At 48.4% G+C, this 17430-nt stretch carries 19 protein-coding genes; 1 reads left to right on the forward strand and 18 read right to left on the reverse strand.

Annotated elements, in window-relative coordinates; genetic code table 11:
* Nucleotides 1-420 precede the first annotated feature (420 nt).
* The 18 genes from ABID13_RS17095 to ABID13_RS17180 form a co-directional block, all read right to left on the reverse strand.
* Nucleotides 421-843 carry a DUF1893 domain-containing protein gene (locus tag ABID13_RS17095; protein WP_007862824.1) on the reverse strand — a complete coding sequence of 141 codons (423 nt, stop codon included), beginning with the start codon at nucleotides 841-843 and terminating at the stop codon, nucleotides 421-423.
* A 19-nt stretch (nucleotides 844-862) separates the two neighbouring features.
* On the reverse strand, nucleotides 863-2044 hold the full coding sequence (locus ABID13_RS17100) for a MalY/PatB family protein (RefSeq protein WP_007862825.1): 1182 nt from the start codon (nucleotides 2042-2044) through the stop codon (nucleotides 863-865).
* 47 nt (nucleotides 2045-2091) lie between these two features.
* Complete coding sequence (gene dcuC / locus ABID13_RS17105; RefSeq protein WP_007862830.1) at nucleotides 2092-3453, reverse strand: C4-dicarboxylate transporter DcuC; 1362 nt, start codon at nucleotides 3451-3453, stop codon at nucleotides 2092-2094.
* Between the two features lie 455 nt (nucleotides 3454-3908).
* Nucleotides 3909-4412, reverse strand: coding sequence for a MarR family winged helix-turn-helix transcriptional regulator (locus tag ABID13_RS17110; RefSeq protein ID WP_007862832.1), 504 nt, complete (start codon nucleotides 4410-4412; stop codon nucleotides 3909-3911).
* 118 nt (nucleotides 4413-4530) lie between these two features.
* Entirely contained in the window at nucleotides 4531-5742 is a 1212-nt protein-coding gene (locus ABID13_RS17115; protein ID WP_007862834.1) for a phosphopentomutase, read from the reverse strand.
* Nucleotides 5739-6905 (reverse strand): YhfX family PLP-dependent enzyme, encoded by a 1167-nt coding sequence (locus tag ABID13_RS17120; protein WP_048929428.1) that lies wholly within the window; start codon nucleotides 6903-6905, stop codon nucleotides 5739-5741. The genes ABID13_RS17115 and ABID13_RS17120 overlap by 4 nt, the downstream gene beginning before the upstream one ends.
* Nucleotides 6906-8000: an aminotransferase class V-fold PLP-dependent enzyme gene (locus ABID13_RS17125; protein WP_007862839.1), complete on the reverse strand. Its 1095-nt coding sequence runs from the start codon at nucleotides 7998-8000 to the stop codon at nucleotides 6906-6908.
* Nucleotides 8001-8026: 26 nt separating this feature from the next.
* Nucleotides 8027-8938 (reverse strand): phosphotriesterase family protein, encoded by a 912-nt coding sequence (locus ABID13_RS17130; RefSeq protein ID WP_045092066.1) that lies wholly within the window; start codon nucleotides 8936-8938, stop codon nucleotides 8027-8029.
* Entirely contained in the window at nucleotides 8935-9990 is a 1056-nt protein-coding gene (locus tag ABID13_RS17135) for an amidase family protein (protein WP_048929429.1), read from the reverse strand. The genes ABID13_RS17130 and ABID13_RS17135 overlap by 4 nt, the downstream gene beginning before the upstream one ends.
* Nucleotides 9987-10343 (reverse strand): DUF2620 domain-containing protein, encoded by a 357-nt coding sequence (locus tag ABID13_RS17140; RefSeq protein ID WP_048929430.1) that lies wholly within the window; start codon nucleotides 10341-10343, stop codon nucleotides 9987-9989. The genes ABID13_RS17135 and ABID13_RS17140 overlap by 4 nt, the downstream gene beginning before the upstream one ends.
* An 18-nt stretch (nucleotides 10344-10361) precedes the next feature.
* A complete protein-coding gene (locus tag ABID13_RS17145) occupies nucleotides 10362-11681 on the reverse strand; it encodes a YhfT family protein (protein ID WP_048929431.1) in 1320 nt (439 codons plus the stop codon).
* A gap of 30 nt (nucleotides 11682-11711) precedes the next feature.
* On the reverse strand, nucleotides 11712-12098 hold the full coding sequence (locus ABID13_RS17150) for a PRD domain-containing protein (RefSeq protein WP_147329394.1): 387 nt from the start codon (nucleotides 12096-12098) through the stop codon (nucleotides 11712-11714).
* A 78-nt stretch (nucleotides 12099-12176) separates the two neighbouring features.
* Nucleotides 12177-13109: a GntR family transcriptional regulator YhfZ gene (yhfZ, locus tag ABID13_RS17155; RefSeq protein WP_007862848.1), complete on the reverse strand. Its 933-nt coding sequence runs from the start codon at nucleotides 13107-13109 to the stop codon at nucleotides 12177-12179.
* Nucleotides 13110-13329: 220 nt separating this feature from the next.
* Nucleotides 13330-14046 (reverse strand): PHP domain-containing protein, encoded by a 717-nt coding sequence (locus ABID13_RS17160; protein ID WP_007862850.1) that lies wholly within the window; start codon nucleotides 14044-14046, stop codon nucleotides 13330-13332.
* On the reverse strand, nucleotides 14043-14378 hold the full coding sequence (locus ABID13_RS17165; RefSeq protein WP_007862852.1) for a hypothetical protein: 336 nt from the start codon (nucleotides 14376-14378) through the stop codon (nucleotides 14043-14045). Before ABID13_RS17165 ends, ABID13_RS17160 begins: the two co-directional genes overlap by 4 nt.
* A complete protein-coding gene (locus ABID13_RS17170; protein ID WP_007862856.1) occupies nucleotides 14375-15775 on the reverse strand; it encodes a [Fe-Fe] hydrogenase large subunit C-terminal domain-containing protein in 1401 nt (466 codons plus the stop codon). The genes ABID13_RS17165 and ABID13_RS17170 overlap by 4 nt, the downstream gene beginning before the upstream one ends.
* A 42-nt stretch (nucleotides 15776-15817) precedes the next feature.
* Nucleotides 15818-16240: an ATP-binding protein gene (locus ABID13_RS17175; protein ID WP_045092063.1), complete on the reverse strand. Its 423-nt coding sequence runs from the start codon at nucleotides 16238-16240 to the stop codon at nucleotides 15818-15820.
* A gap of 26 nt (nucleotides 16241-16266) precedes the next feature.
* Nucleotides 16267-16614 (reverse strand): DRTGG domain-containing protein, encoded by a 348-nt coding sequence (locus tag ABID13_RS17180; RefSeq protein ID WP_007862860.1) that lies wholly within the window; start codon nucleotides 16612-16614, stop codon nucleotides 16267-16269.
* A gap of 319 nt (nucleotides 16615-16933) precedes the next feature.
* On the opposite strand from ABID13_RS17180, the gene ABID13_RS17185 reads away from it, so the two are divergent.
* Nucleotides 16934-17428, forward strand: a complete 495-nt coding sequence (locus tag ABID13_RS17185; RefSeq protein WP_007862861.1) for an NADH-quinone oxidoreductase subunit NuoE family protein — start codon at nucleotides 16934-16936, stop codon at nucleotides 17426-17428.
* The last annotated feature ends 2 nt before the right edge of the window (nucleotides 17429-17430 follow it).

The raw sequence follows: 17430 nt of genomic DNA on the forward strand, positions 1-17430 counted from the left end.
TCACCGGCCAGTGAATGTCCCTTGATAAGCCCAGTTACCAGACGCACGCACATCCGTCTTAAGAGCAGACACAAAAAAAGACCCAAGTATATCAGAATAAAGTATACCCACTTTATCCTTCTATCCTTCGATCTTGCCTGCATTACCAGTAACATGTCGATTACTGCCTTATCAAATTGATTGGATTATAGCATATAAAAACCCCGTCTGTCAACATTAAAATGCAGTCTCCTGGTAAAACGTCTCCTGGTAAAAGTACGCCGGGCAAAGTATCAACCAGGGCACGGGTGGCGCGGCACTGAGCGGCGCGGCACTGGGCGGCGCGGCACTGAGCGGCGCCACAGCAGGTAAAGCACAGGGCAGCGTGCACAGCAGGTGCAAAACAGAGGATGTGCACTGCACACCCTCTGTCCCGGACTTTCAGTTCTTCTTAAAACGCTCCTCAAGAAACTCCCACTGCTCTCCCTGGTCCCTGTGGTCATAGAGAAATTGTTCAATGGGGCAGACCTTTGTATCATCCTTTGAGGATTTCACAAGGGGGATGAGCTCTGCATATGTGACAGCCACCCCCATTTCCCTGAACATCTTCAGTCCGCCTTCCGACATTCTCACCCCATGGCATTCCCGGATGGGGATCCGGCCCGCCATGATCCCCATGGCAATACCTGCCTGGTTCGCGTACAGGACCATGGCTTTTACTCCGGAAAATTGATGTTCAAAATATTGGCCATACATGGCTGCCACCGGGCTTTTATCTGATTCCCATATGACATTTCCCAAAGAATCTGTCAGGATTGCCAGCGCTTCCTTTTCCGCGACTTTCTTTAATAAATCCTCTCTCATACGGACACCTGCCTTTGCGTTACAGCCTGTCGGCCGCTTCCTTGATCCGCTTTAACCCTTCCATGACAACTGCCCTGGGAGCCGCAAAATTAAATCTCATAAATCCCTTCCCTTCCTTTTCCCCAAAGGTGGTTCCGTCATTTAATAACACTTTGGCATCCCTGAACATAAAATCCTTTAACTCTTTTTGTGACTGGAATCCAAGTCCCCTGCAGTCCATCCAGATCATAAAGGTAGCCTCCGGTTCAATTGCCTTGATCTTGGGGATGTTTTCATTGATGTATGCCACCGCCTGGTTCTTGGTCTCATTTAAGTACGCAACACACTGGTCTGCGTAGTCATCCCCGTGATTATAGCATGCCATCAATGCTGCGTTTCCGAATATATTTCTTCCCATTCCCTTTTTGTATGTCTGCTGGTTCATCATCCTGCGGTAGATCTCTTTGTTGTGCGTAAACCATGCGGCGGTGCGGAAGCCGGCCACATTAAAGGTCTTGGCAGGATTGATAAATGTCACGGAATGATCGGCAAACTCCTCCGAGATACCGCAGAAAGGAATAAACGTATGTCCGTCAAAAATGATATCCCCATGGATCTCATCCACCCCGATCATCACGTGGTTGCGGATGCACATTTCCCCCATCCTCACCAGTTCTTCCCTGGTAAAGCACCTGCCTGTGGGGTTCTGTGGATTACAGATAAACAGGATCTTCACTTTGGGGTCTGACAGCTTTTTCTCCAAGTCTTCAAAATTGACCTCATAACGGCCGTTGACCAGATCCATCTCGTTGTAAACCAGCTGACGGCCATTATTTTTCACCAGATCATGAAAGGGAGGGTAAACAGGTGTCTGAAGGAGGATCTTATCCCCAACACTTGAAAATTCTTCTGCAAACCATATCATGGCAGGGATGACGCAGGGTGAAAAATCTATGTACTCCGGATTCAGGACCGTGTTGTGCCTTACTTTATACCACCTGGCAATGCTCTCCTCAAATGCCGGATCAATATACGGATAACCGTAATGATTCATCTCCACGCGCTCCCTTAAGGCTTCGGTCACCTCCACCGGGCTTGGGAAATCCGTGTCCGCGATCCAGAATGGAAGCACATCGCCTGGGCACAGGGACGGGTCATATTTTTTTGCATCTGTTCCTCTTCTCTCAACGCCTTTATCAAAATCATATATTATCTTGCTCATCACGAATTCTCCTTTATCTTTTTTCATCATAACACATTTTCATTTAATTAAACAATTACATATGAGACGATCATATTACAGGCAAACATCACGATCGCCGGAACAGAGCACCGTTTTACAATGTCCATGATCTCCAGTTCAGCCATGCCTGAAATGGCAATTACAACACCGGCCACCGGAGACATACACCGGCCGATGCCGGAGGAAAGCTGCATGGGAAGGGCGATGGTGGCTGTGGAAACTCCCATTTGGGCCGTCACATCCGGGACCAGGGGGCCGAAGGCATACCATGATGCATTGCCCGATCCCAGAAGCATACCTGCAAAAAATGTGATCATTGACATCAATGCCATGGTAATGATCGGCGCACTCTTAACAGAGGCCAGGACATTGGATATGATCGTAATACCGCCCAACAGTTTGATGGCTTCCGCAAACACCGCCGCACCGATCAGGATACTTACAACATTGGCAAAGGAATTGCCCATTGCCTTCATTACAACATTAAAGTCATTGGTCACCTCTTTTCTGTCCCTTCTTCTCACCAGCTCCAGGATAAATACAAAGAACAGTCCAAGAAGGTTTGCCGTGACCACATCCATTTTAATGGATGGTATAAAGCTGAAGACGGTGATCAAAACCAAAGGTACAATGGGAAGCACTGCGTAACATGCCGGGCAGCTGGAATCCCTCGGCATCTCCGTCTTTGCCGCAACGCTTCCTGTGGATGCGTCTTTCTTGTCCATGTGCCTCAGATATATGGGAAGAAAGACAGCACAGATAAGAATAAGGATCGCTGCGGCTTTTCCCTGATAGGTGAGGAAATAGTTCATCATGGGCATTCCAACCACATTCTCCGCCGCAAAGATCGCACTTGAATCATTGGGACCCCAGTCCACAAAGCCGCACATGATCATAACAGTGGCGGCGCTCAGCTTGCTGATCCCCAGGGAGGTGAGGATAGGAAACGCAATGGCCATCAAAAGCATGGCCAGGCCCGCATGGCTTGTGATCACTAGTTTCAGCAGGGTTCCAATGATAAAGAGCATGCTTAAAACTATGTAGGGGTTTTTAATTTTTGATAAAGGCTTGGTTGCCAGATATGCCAATTTTGTGGATGCCCCTATATGAGACATGTAAACAGCGTACCCTGTTACCATCATTAAGGTCAGTCCCACACCGGATGCATTGGATTTGAATGCATTGGCGGCATATGCAAATACATCTATGACCGCATTTCCCGTGGTTTTATCCCCCATGATCGATCCGCCGCCGAAGATTGCCGATAGCAGCAGGATCATCATGCCTGATACCAGGAACACAAATACTGAATTATACTTTTTAATTACCAGTGTTGCAACTATGACGATATACAGCAGCGTTACTATCACAGCTAGTGTATGATTCATGATACTTCTCCTGTCTTTTTGGAATTAGTTTTTGCTCCACCAGCCTGCAGTACCGGTTTTTGCAGTCAAGCAGGTATACTGTCCAAACCCTATATTGTTTAGAATCTTAACCTTCGGTTTAGTATGTATACCTCTTGTTTAGATTCTAAACCTTTTACCTGATAATGTCAATATCAATTATATAGTTTGTCAATATGCATGAATATGATACGTGTATTTTGTGCAATATATCCAATTTTATTCACAAAAAACATTGACAAGCGGGTTGCCTTTGTTTTTCATCTTCCTGGATCAAGACTTCCCGCACAGTTCTGAACATATATGATTTTCATGGCTTCACCATGAGGTTCATCAGACCGGCGGCTTTGCCGCCAATCTGAAAGGAGCTGCAGCAAATGCTGCAGCTCCTTCCTGACCGTAACCGGACATGGGCCTGTATACGTTAATCTATTTCCTTATCTCTTCCTGCTCTTTTTCTTTTCATTCCGTCTTTCCTGAACCCCCCGCCTTATATCCAGCCAGGCCTCAAGCACACAAAAGGCAGTGTTGACTTCATCCTCTGAAAACCGTTCCCTGACAATATCCATGGATTCCCCAAACCCAACCTCATCATATCTGCGGTGGGCTTCGTCCAGTTCCTTTCCTTTTTCAGTTAAAAACAGGTGGTATCTGTTATCATTCTCGGGATCCACTTCCCTGTAGATCAGCCCCTTGCTCTCCACTTTTTTCAGGATTTGGGAAACTGCTCCTTTTGTCTTTCCATAATCCCTTGCAAGCTCCGTTACCGTGATCCCATGATGGTCGGCAATATGTTTTAGGGTATGTACTTCCACCGATGTATAGGCCTCACCTGTTCCGTAATCATGAGGCACCTTTGTAGATATATATAAGTTAGAAACCTGGTGCAGTATATCCACAGCCTCTACATCGCTATATGATTTCCTTGCCTTCTCATCCATAATGTACTCCTAACTTTACTATATACCGTATTAGCCTTTTCCCAAACTGTTAAAGCATTGTTAAAAGTATACTATAATTAAATATCAATGGCAAGGATTTCTTCCGGTCAATGCGTTTCTAGTCTTTTAGGCACCCCATAAAGGAGATGCCGTTCCGGGGTGCTTTTACCCCGAAATAATCGCACACGCTTGCGCCCACATCGGAAAGGGATTTCCTGATACCCAGCCTTTTTCCGGCAACTCCCTTCCTGTACACCAAAAGGGGAACACACTCCCGCGTATGTTTGCTGTGCCCGATGTCCGGGTCATTTCCATGGTCAGCCATAACCAGAAGCACATCCTCCTCGGTGAGAAGGGGAAGCAGTTCTCCGATGCCGCGGTCTGCTGTTTCCAGGATCTGTCTATAGACAGATGAAGACTGGGAATGGCCGGCCAGGTCGGTCTCCTGCACATTGGTACAGATGAACCCTGTCTCCATGTGTCTGAAGGCATGGATGGTGTGCTCCATACACGCTTCGGTGGGCACACAGGAAATGCTTGTTCCTTTGTCATTTGCAACAATATCCGCCACTTTCCCAATGAGCGTGACAGGAATCCCGGCATCTGTCAGAATGGTAGGGGCCTGTACATTTTTATCAACCCCGTATCCCAGGTGCAGGCACTGGTATCCCTGCTCATAGGATCTGGATTTAGCTGATGCGATCCCGATAAAGGCATGGTCCTTTGTCTCCTCCGCATTCCAAAGATCCTCCATGGAGTTTCCGGTCCCGCCAAACACGATCACACGGCCAACGGTCACCACCTCGCGGACCAGGCGGCCGATCTCATATTCCTTTTCAAAGGGTATATAGTCCAGGGGAGCCGTCACATTGTAGCACATTCCAAGGTCCGCCTCCAGATTGTCGGCCACTGTCACAAAATCATCACAGAGCACATACCGCAGCCCTTCCCTTTCAATAATCTCCACTTTATGCCCCTGTTCCCTGAGATGGCCGGCCACTGCATCCACTTTTTCCTGAAAGGGATGGACATCCGGTTTTCGCGGAAATGTACCCATGATCTCCTGGTGTCCCATAAACGTATCAGCTCCAAAATGCATCAGCTCCGACTTTCCAAAGTTTGCATCTTCCCACATCTTCATACGGCTGCTCTCCGCCCCGTAAGCATTCATCAGCCCCAGACGTTCCAGGTTTGGAAGCTTCATATCAGGATGGTCCCTCAAAATACTTCTCAGTGTATTTGCCTTCTCGTCCCCGGGACGCGCTGTCACAGCATCGTCCATTGCTCCTATTCCAAATCCGTCCAACACGATCACAACAAATCTCTTCAAAATTCTTCCTTCTTTCTTCCCTGGCTGTCATAAATACCTATGATCTCGGGACATCCTTTCCTGATTCCCTTTACCAGCGCCACATCGCTTCTTGTAACAAAAATCTGGAAACGGAATGCCATGACCGCCGTATCTCCTACCGTGCATTCCTCTGATATTCCAAAATGATAATCAATGCTTTCATCCGTGGGCGGTATCACCGTAAGGTCCCTGCTGTCTTTTAAACTTTTTCCCACCAGCACATGTTTCACATGGGACCGCCTGTAATGGCCGCCGCCAAAGCAGTAGGCATTTCCCATAAAATTATGGGAAACTTCACTGACATACACTACGGCCGGTATTTCCTCCAGATCATGTTCCGCATGCATGGGCGTGGTTCCGCTAAGTCCGTGTCCCGGCTCCCCGCAGTTGCCCCCAAACTCCACCATTTTGTCAATGGTATGGCAGCAGGTGGCGGAAGGGGTGTTCACCAGCGTCACGTCTACCCCGCAGGTCTTCAGGATTTCTACCGCGCATTTTACAGTCTCAAGATTCCTGGTGGGCAGCACATCCCTTGCCGTCTCATCATAGAGGTAACAGGGAAATGATGTCACGCCCTTGATCTCCAGCTGGGGGCACTCTGTCTTGATCCAGATCGCGGTTTCCTTCAGCTCATCCAGATGGAAGCCCGCTGTCTGCCCGGAATAGATCATGTCAAAATCACCGTATACCCGAAGCATCAAAGCCTGCCTGCGTCCAAGTTCAGCAGCCGCAGCCTGGATCTCCATGATTTTTTCCCTTGAATAAACCGTCATCACCTCCGGCCCGTATGCCACCATATTCTTGATCAATGCTCCGGGTACCTGCACCAGGTGTCCCACATTGCCTATAGGGATATTGTGCCGCATCATCACAAGCCCTTCCCTGTAATCCACCACCACGGCGCCGCTGTATCCCAGTTCCACCAATGCCTTTGCCAGATAAGGATTCCTTCCGATCTGCTTTAGCATAAAGTACAGCTTGATATGGTTCTCCTCTGCCTTGTGCAGCAGTCTGCGGGCATTTTCCAGAAATGCGTCCACGTCCACCACATAGGAATCCGGCAATATCCGCCCTTCCTGATGAAGCATGAATGCGGTTTCCGCCAGTTCCCGGTTCCGCCTGATTGTCTGGTTCAGAAACATCTACTTCACCCTTTCTATCGATTCCTTTATGATCCTCAAAATGGTATCCGCCCCTGCCCGCATGGGATTGATCCGGATCATGCGGTGCTCCAGGGTGGGATCCGCTTTCCGGAAGGTTCCGGACACCCTGTAGAACATGGGGATCATCTCGTATTTGGATTCCGCTCCCACCGGGTTAGGCGCTGCTCCCAGCTTCTCCGCTTCCTCCAGCACCTTTTCCGCAATATTTTCATAAAATTCAACCAGAAGCACCTTGGACTGGGCATTGGCCAGAAATGCATCCCTTACCTGGGGGATCTCCCCTGCCTTAAGCCTGTTTACACACTCCTCATTGACCTGAGCCTGGATCGCCAGTGCCACAGGTGCATAGATCAGGCCATGGAGCACATCCAGCGCCTCATGTCCCTGGGTCTGCATTCCTCCGGAATAGCTCTCCGATATGAGTCGGTCTATATATTGCTTCTTTCCTGCGATCACGCCGATACCCTCCGGCCCCAGGAGCTTAAAGGCTGAAAAGCAGGACAGGTCAGCGCCGCACTGTACCCCGATGTCCTTTACCTTCATCACCGCGTAATTGTCATCGGTCAGGACCGGAATATCCCTTACCGCTTTGATGGTTTTTACCACCTCATGCATATCATAGCAATCATCCAGCTTCTGCCTGGTATACTGCACCAGAGCGCCCTTAATATCCGGATCAGCACGAAGCACTGCCTCAACATCCGGCAGATCATTAAAGTCAGCTTCCACAGGCACCAGACCCAGCATGTCAAAGGACGTGCCGGTGGTATTGTAAACCGGCGCCTTATGGACCAGTATCTTATCCCCGCATGTCAGCATGGCGTGGAGACCGAACCGGATGGCTCCGCTTCCGGCTCCCCTGACCAGCACGCAGGCCTCTGTATCAAAAATACGGGCGATCACCTGTTCTACCTTGCTGGTGGTCACCGGTTTGTTGAGCCCCATCACCACGCCAAGATCACCCCTGTTTAAAAACTCGTGTCCTTCAAATTCTCTTGTGATACAGTCCGTCACCTTAAACTGAAGCTTCATTGCCTCCTCAAGGGACAGGCTGTATAACGGATATGTCTGCATATCTGAAACCTCCTCGTTATGAGCACTTAGCATCCGGCTCCCAAAAGGATCCTCCTCGGATTCTCCCTTAAGAGCATATCGATCTGTGCCTGTGTAAAGCCGCTTTCTGACAGCAGGGGAAGGAATGACTGGAACATGTACGCATATCCGATCCCTCCCCTGTACTTTAGATGGGACTTTCTTGTGATATCCATGGAAAGCACCACCTGGGAAAGCATTCCCTCCTCATGAATCCGCTTCAGCGCCTCTGCCCGGAAGGTATCCGGACAGTAATTCAGTTTCCCCACCGTGTCAAATCCCACATTGACTCCCCTTCTCAAAACCGAGAGTATGGTTTCTATGTTCTGTGACAGATCCATATGTCCGATGATGATCTTCTCGGGCTTTACTCCGCGTTCCATCAGATAATCCGCCTGCTCTGCCCCCATGGTCCCCAGGGTGGTATGGGTGGTTACCGGCACGCCTGTCTTGACCGCTGCCGCTGCCATGGCGTCAAATACTTTTTTCTCCATATCCGTCATCTGCTGTTTACTGGTTCCAAACTCCCCGATTACGGACGCGCACATGCCGGTATCACCGGGCACAGGCTCCCATGACCCATCAATCCCCTGGGTCAGTTCCCGTTCCATCAGCTGAGCCAGTTCCTCCGCCGGCTTGCCGTACACACAGTCCGGCAGGAACGGCTCCTTATAAAACCCGGTGGATACAATAATGTTGATCCCCGTCTGCTCAGATACCCTTTTGATATACTCCACATTCCTGCCCATTCCCAGGTTTGTCACTTCCAGAATATTTCTAACTCCATATCCGTACAGGCTTTTAAACTCTTTTACCGTCTCCTCAAAGCAGTCCAGCCTGCAGTCCTCATCCTTTTTTACACCTGACAAATCAATTGTCACATGCTCATGCATCAGCGTATAACCATCTATCAGCTTCATTTATATCCAATCAGTCCTTCTTCCAAGGCGCCATAGGTAAAATAGGCATCTGCGTTTCTGAAATACCTTTCTATCAGCTCATCCTCTGACTTCGGAAATTCCTCTGCAACTTGGAACATTTTTTCAATCTTCTCAACTTTTGTCTCGCACATCAGCACATAACCGCTTGCAAGGGCAGTATCCGGAATGCACAGAGCTGTCGCTCCCACCATATTAGCTACCCTGATAAGAAACTTTCCGCTCTTTAACTGGACAGCTTGAGTTTCATGGTCAAAATGGCCAAAAATACTGTCTCCCAATCCATTTACATCAATCTTTTTCTCATAACTGACCAGTACATCGCAGTCAGGAAGATTTTGTCTGAGAAAGTCAATCATAGGACTTCTGCGGTTGTCAAACTCTGGAAATCTAATGGAGTCTACATTTATTTCCACTTTCCTGTTTCTCTGTGTCAACAGTTTTATGTTTTCCTTTAGGGATTCCGGACAGAAAACGTTGACAGTCTTTTCCCCAGATCGTAAATCCAGGCAAATTGCAGCCGCCTCCTTTATTAGCCCCAATTCCCTGGAAATAAACCCCAGGGATGGTGTGAAGCAAAGACCATCCGTGGAATATTTTTCATATTGTTTCATATGTTCATGTTCTATCAGAGGGCTAATAAATCCATAGCACTGAACGCTCATTGCCGGTGCAAGGACAGATCCCCCTCCATCTGTTCCGATTCCCAGATCATTTATTCCCAAAAAAACGTTGATTGCCGTCCCACTGCTGGAACCCGTCATTCTGTTACCAGTTATGGGATTTCTCAGCTGCATGTCAATCGCCCTTCCGTTAATGCTGCACCGGTCTATGGTGTGCAATTCATACCCATAGTTTTTCAGCCTTTTAATCAGGCTCAGCGGTATTTGAACCGCGTTTTTTATACCTACATAATGTATGTCCTTACACTTTTCCACTGCATGTATAGTCTGAGGATAAACCTTCTCCACCGAGTGGTACGGATCCTTCATTGCCAGAAAAGTCTGCTGTGCATGCCTTATGATCTGATTCATTTCAATATTCCTTTCATAATCACAGGAATTACACCTGCTGCTGCCTCAGGAACAAACCCAAATGCCTTTTTCCCGTTTTGTATGGCTTTTAAAATTTCGTTGTCATCCAATACCCTTCCTACCATAGCAACCGTAATGCATTTGTCCATTCCGTTCATTGCAATAGCCATTCCCAGCGCTCCTCCGGCTCCTGTCTGGCAGGAGCCGAAATAGTAGTCTGCCTGTCCGTTTTTAAGCGCCAGCGCCGCCTGTATATCCTGCATAACCGTCACTTCAACCTGTCCTTCCCCATACTTCTCAATTAATTCAGCATTCTCTTTTTTATTTAATGCTCCGCCCACTACGATTTTCATTCTTTAATCCTCCATTTTTTAAATTAGTGCAAGCCCTAATATCTTTATTAAGTTAGCTGCAAATCCCATCGCAATGGTCACCACTGGCCCTACCGCCATGGGAATCAGAAACGGTTTCTTTACACATTTATTCATCATCCAGACAATCATTACGATCATTGAGCCAATATATGACATTCCAACTTCGTTCATAATTGCTGCCGAAGCAGTAAAACCTCCAACCAATAGGGCTACTTCAAGAATCTGAGACATAGCGTTTCTGATATGGTCTCCCAATTCCCTTAAAGCCGGAAACTTATCAAGCATATTTCCAACACTTCCCAGAAAAAACGTTTCAGCTGTAATAACCACGGCTCCACTGACAAAAGCCACCGCACAGGTTGCAGGCATGGGAAGTCCAAAAGACGCACAGAGCATTCCTGCCGCTACAGAGAAATAAGAACCTGCCGGCGAAAATACACCTGTTACAATAGCCGTTGTATAGACCAGCGGTATATAACCAATTGCACGCACACATGCAACCAAAGCCGCCTGGGCAAACTCGTTTTTCATCTGAAGCGGTCCAGATATTACATCTGTTGTTAATACGCACTGAGATGCAGCAACAGAAAGCAGCCCTCCCATAATTAAGAAGTAAATCCAGTTTTTCTTAATACGATTTACATTATCCGAAAAAATGTTGGTCAAATCAGCACCAATTGCCTCTTGCTTTGTCCTGACCGCAAAAACGATCATCACAATACTTCCTGCAAGCATGGACATCCCATCTGCGTTAAGAGAAAGCTTGAATTCCCCGATATTAAAAACGCCAAAATTTTTAACTAATATGTAGGCCGCCAGGGTTATGGCTGCAGTAATACCGCCCTTTTTTATCCCATGCTGGTATGTAACTGCCAGAGAGGGGAAAACAGCAAAGGTTGCCACTACAATGTCCGCTACATTCCCTATATAAGGAAGAAAATTAACCGGAAAAACAGAAAAGAAATTAGCGATCGATGACATAAAAGCAACAACCATTATCCCCCATACAGCCCCAATTACCCCTGACAGGATTGTTCCCCTTGGCGTATCGGAACACCAGGTCCCTATGATATCTCCCATAAGCAGAAATGTGTGAATAATAATAATCCCCATGGCAATGGAATTTGTAAAACCGAATCCTACGATTAATCCAAAGCTCACTGCAAAGGATGTGGCAGCCAGAGACTTCCGATCCATCCGCCCGCTGAAGTACTCTGTATAGACAGGACGGAACCCGTCATTATATACAGCAACATTCTTATTTGCCAAAATAGATGACATGGCACCTATTCCGGCAGCTAACAAATAATTAAACATTATATTTTCCCTCCTTATAATATTACATAGTTACATTAAAATATTACACAAGTGGACTGTCAGGAAATCTGCTTCCGTTTGTGTAAACTTCAACGCAGTACCTTTCAAAATCTGTTGGCTGACGCATAAAGCCCGGGGATAAACCGCTTCCTGCCTTACCCCCTCCAAAACCTCCGGACTGATTTCCATTTCTCTATCATCCTCCTTCTCCATCCTATCCCCGGCCATTGCCAGATGTGTGATCAGCATACTTAGTTTTTCCCCATCTGCATCCTCCTTTTCTCCTAAAATAATTTCTGCAGCATCCATGCAGAATGCAGACACCCTGCTGGATATCATCCCTGACTCCTCCAAGATCTTAAGCCTCTCCATCAACTCTCTTTGCCTGCACATTCCATTTTCCTCCTCAATATACATTTTTTTGTACTTTACGTCATATATGAAAGAGCGTCAGCGGCGCTCTTTTATATTCACCAAAACACTCGCAGTGAAATGCTAGAAATAGGGCTGCCTGATACCTTCCCTTACCTCTCCCAGAATCTTTAAAGTCATCTCCACACTGATATTCTTTCTCAGCAGTTCGGCCAGGTAATCATTCCCTTTTCTGATCACCATCACCGCGGTGGAGAACAGGTTATTATATTCATTCTCTGCCAGGAATACGATCTTCAGATCATCCAGGCGGTGATTCTCGATCATATCATCATAGTTCCACACACCTGCGTCAATGGTCCCGTCCAAAAGCGCGGAGATCGTCTGCTGGGTTCTCAGATTCACCAGCCGGACCTTCTTATTCTTAGTCAGGTTCTGTGTGATCTTGCTCTGGTCCAGGGAATCCTCGTCATAGGCCACCTTCATGCCGTCCATGATCCCCTCGGCAGACTTGTCCCTGAGCAAAAGAATGTGCTTTGACAGGAAACTGCCCGCCCCAAAGTTCATCAGGCACTCGATCTCCCTTCCACAGGAGATGGCATGTTCCGCTGCATACTGGGATACCACTGCAAACTGGTATGTGCCTGATTCCACCATCTGGATCCTGCCTACCGCCCCTCTTGCATACGCCATGTTAAACTTAAGGCGCTTAAACTGTTCATAGATGGCTGTGGCAAACCCTTCATAGGTCTGGGAATAGGGAAGGGGCATAATGCCCATGATCTCCCTCTGCAGACAGCTTTCCTGAAGCTTTATGTAGTCAAGGGCCTCAATGTACGTTCCCTGATGTCCGTGATGGGCCAGAGTGACAGCGCCCATGTCCTTCAGGTAGTTAAAGGCATTCTGCATGGTTCCCCTGGACACCTGAAATTCCTCCTGGTAATAGGAAATAGGGGCAATGCGGTCTCCCACATCCTTGGACAGCAGATCCATAGCCAGCTTGCTGATGGTAACACCCTTTTTCTGATATAAAACCTGATTGGCATCCTGCTTCATAAACCTTCCACCCCTTTGGCACAAACCAATGTTCAAAATTTTGTACCTTGTATGGATTTATCATAACATTCCTGCTTTGTGTTGTCAAGTATAAACTTACCCTAAGAGACCAAGTGCACACACGCACCCTGTACGCTGAGGATATGGATCCGCAAAAAACTCCCCGCCCCATATTTTTATGGAATATAGACAAGGAGTTGGTATTTTTGTCCAAATAATCTTAGGTGTTTAAAAGAAGGGCATCGATAATCCCCTGCGGGGTCTTTTCCTTTACCTGCAATGTCAGTTCCGGTTCATTAATATGCTCCAGATAATGCGCATCCGAATTACTGATAATACGGCAGTGGTCCAGATACGGATGGTCCTGTTTCAGCTGGTGCAGCTTTTTCAGGTCCTTTACCTCAGCTGTGGTAAACTTGCTGTCCGGAGGAATAAAACCCAGGTTTGCGATCAGACTGTTGGCCGTCTTATCCACATGCGCCGGGAACATCACGCCGCCATAGGACCGGACCAGTTCCCACAGGCCGTCAAAGGAGATCTCCGTTGCATTGATCAGCAGGTTGGGTTCAGTGCCCCATACGTGGTCCTGGTCATCATAGATCTGCTGTTTTCCAAAAATAGTTTCATTATTGGGGAACTTGATCAGCTTTGCGTACACATAGGCATCAAAATCCAGGGCTGACTCCAGCGAAGGAAACAGGCACACTGCGTGGACCTCCTCCGAGGTGTTGATCTCCATCCCCGGCACTGCAAGGATCCCGTACTCAGCCGCGGCAGCCAGAAAAGCAGGGCAGTTGCGGCAGGTATTATGGTCGGTGAGGGCAATGGCCTCCAGTCCCTTAAGGGCCGCCATACCCGCAATATTGGCAGGGGTCATATCATCATCCCCGCAGGGTGACAGACAGGAATGGATATGGAGGTCATAGGCCAGGTTCATCCCTGCAGCAGCCCATGTATCTTAAGGGCTGCCTCAAATATGGGCATCTCTGTGGACAGAACCGTGATTTCCTGGTCCACCGCTTTCTTTTTGGCCACCTCATCCAGGACCGCACCCTCTGCCAGGATCACACAGGCCGCATCGGTCAGCGCAGCCACGGCCAGCGTATTCATGTTGCCCATCACCGTCACCCAGGCGCAGCCGGAAGGCGCCCGGCCCATGGCAATGCTTAAAAGATCGCAGCAGAACGGGGTGGTGATCTCCCGGTCCAGCCCATCCCCCTTGTTTACCACATCAAATAATCCCTTATCAATCAGTCCCTGTACTGTCACAGTTCCTCCTCCTCTTCATCCTTCTTATCCAGCAGCGACATCTCATCGGAAATCCTCTGTATATACTCCTTGAGAATACGCAGAGTCTCCTGCCCGCCTTTGTCTCCATTGTGCAGGTCATCTGCCAGTACCGACACCTCCTCAGACAGCTTGTGAAGGTTTTCACGCAAGTAGTAAACGCAGTCGGTCTCATTTGCATTTCCCCTTACAATGTCCTCAGCCAGCGCCTTGCAGGTGGGTGCCCCGCAGGAACCGCAGTCCAGTCCCGGGAACTTCTTCATCAGACGCTCCACCTGGTTCAGCCTGGAAAAACTCTCCATCATGTTGTTGCCCAGGTTAAAGACAGGCTCGTACTCCACACCTGTGGTCCATTTGATCAGGCGCTCCTCGCTGTCATGCATATGGCTTCTGGCCACGGGCATATATTTGCGCAGGCGTTTCAGCTTTACCTCAGCCACATAGGGATTCTCAACCGTCAGTACCCCGCCCACGCAGCCGCCGTTACAGGCGTTCAGCTCCACAAACCGCAGGTTGGTGAACTTCTGGTCCTCCATGTCCTCCAGCACCCGTATCACATTCTCTATTCCGTCCGCTGCCAGGTAATTCTCAGTAAACAGGCCGCTGGCCTCTCCCCCGCTGTGTCCCCAGCTGATACCGATCTTGCCCGAGGTGCCGATAACAGGGTAATCCTCCGCCACCACGGCCTTCATGCAGGCCAGCAGCTTGGGATACACATCCTTGATGGCCAGCACATGGTCCACCTGGCTTTTCTCCGTTCCAAGGGGCGCCTTCACATAGGTCACCTTGGAGGGACACGGGGAAATGAACATGATTCCAATCTTCTCCCTTGGAAGCCCTGTATCCTTCATGGCCTTTTCCGCAGCCAGAATGGCAGCCACCTCCACCGGAGGGTTCAGGGGCAGCAGGTGGGGGATCAGGTTTGGAAACCGTACCCGGATGAGACGAACCACAGAAGGACAAGCCGTGCTGATAAAAGGCAGCTGCTCCTCATGGTCCGATATGTACTGCCTGGTGGCCTCGCTTACCAGCTCCGCTGCGGCGCTGACCTCAAACACATCGTCAAAGCCCATGCGCACCAGGGCGTTGAGCACAATATTCACATCATCCAGATTATTAAACTGGCTGTACAGGGACGGAGCCGGAAGGGCCACCGTGTATTCGTACTGCTTCATCACATCCATCTTATCATAGGTAGCATGCTTGGCGTGATGGGGACAGACCCTGATACACTCACCGCAGTCAATACAGAACTTGTTATTGATGCTGGCCTTACCGCCCCGCACGCGTATGGCCTCTGTGGGGCAGCGCTTGATGCAGTTGATGCATCCCTTGCACAGGGACTCATCCAGCCTCACAGAATGATAAAATTTATCCATATCAAAACGCTCCCTTGCTTCTATCTTTGCTTCTATCTTTCCTTATATCTTCACCGTCATGGTGATGGTGGTTCCCTCTCCCAGTTTGGTGTCGATCTCCATGTTATCTGAATATTTCTTCATGTTGGGAAGGCCCATGCCCGCACCAAAGCCCAGGGACCGGATCTCATCCGGAGCAGTGGAATAACCGGCCTGCATGGCCAGCTCCACATCCGGGATGCCGGGCCCCACGTCCGCCAGTATCATCTTAATCTGCTGCGGTGTGATCTCCACCGTGATCAGCCCCCCGCTGGCATGGATCACCATGTTGATCTCACCCTCATACATAGCAATGGCCACCTTTCGGATAGCCTCAGGGTCAACACCCATCTGCTTTAATTTCCGTTTCACATCACTGCTTGCCTCACCTGCCCTGGTAAAGTCATCAGCTGATATGTCATATGTTAAAACAATTGCGTCCTCCATAATCGGTTCCCTTCGTTCATTTTAATTTAGATTGCACCGCTGTGCAGGCCGGCCTCATAGAGCATTCCGCAGGCTGAAAACATACGGTGCCCCGTGGCCATGACGATCAGATCACGCTCCCTTGCCATCTCAAGCATTGACTCATCCGGCTTCTTGCCTCTCACAAATATCAAACATACAATGTCTAACATCTCCGCTGTCCTGATCACCTGGGGATTACATAATCCTGTGAGCAGGATGGAATGGTCCTTGGAAAATGCCAGCACATCGCTCATCATATCCGAACCGCAGGCTGACTTCACTTCCCTGTCCAGAAATTCTTCCCCCACCAGTACCCTGGCGCCTAAAATGTCCCTTGCATCCCTTACCGTCATACCCTGTCTCTCCTCATTAAAAATTTAATGTTCCACGCCCGGAGTGCGTTTGATCCCCACTCACATGGGCTGATGGTTACGTTTTCGGTTTTTTCATTGAGAAAGTACTTACATATTTGATTTTATTAGCCAAAAGCAATTGTACACAATTTAATACAATATAGCATACCATCCATTTTGTTGATTTTCAATACATTTCCGGTTTTTCACATGTTTTTCATCGTTAGAATTTTCACATTAAAGGTAGATTTTTTCAGGGTTTCATGATAAAATATTGATACATTGCACAATGTACAACTAGTGAGGAGGTAATAAAAAGATGGCTTGCAAAAAACAAACCGTTCCCTTTGCGGGGACACCTGAGCAGGAGGCTGAACTGAAAGCAGTGATAGCCGAGCTTAAGGACCAGCCTGGCGCGCTGATGCCGGTAATGCAGAAGGCCCAGGACATTTATGGTTATCTTCCTATCGAAGTGCAGACCATGATATCTGACGAAATGGGTATTCCGCTGGAAAAAGTCTACGGAGTATCCACATTTTATGCCCAGTTTGCGTTACAACCAAAGGGCAAGTACAAGGTATCTGTCTGTCTCGGTACGGCATGTTACGTTAAAGGTTCCGGTGACATCTTCAACAAACTGGAAGAATTGCTGGGCATCACCAATGGTGAATGTACAGCAGATGGCAAATTCTCCCTGGATTCCTGTCGATGTGTCGGTGCCTGCGGACTTGCTCCCGTCATGATGATCAACGGCGAGGTATACGGAAGACTTACGGTTGACGATATACCCGGCATCTTAGCGAAGTACAATTAAGC

Origin of the sequence: Enterocloster citroniae (genome assembly GCF_040545455.1) — a bacterium.
Lineage (GTDB): Bacteria > Bacillota > Clostridia > Lachnospirales > Lachnospiraceae > Enterocloster > Enterocloster citroniae.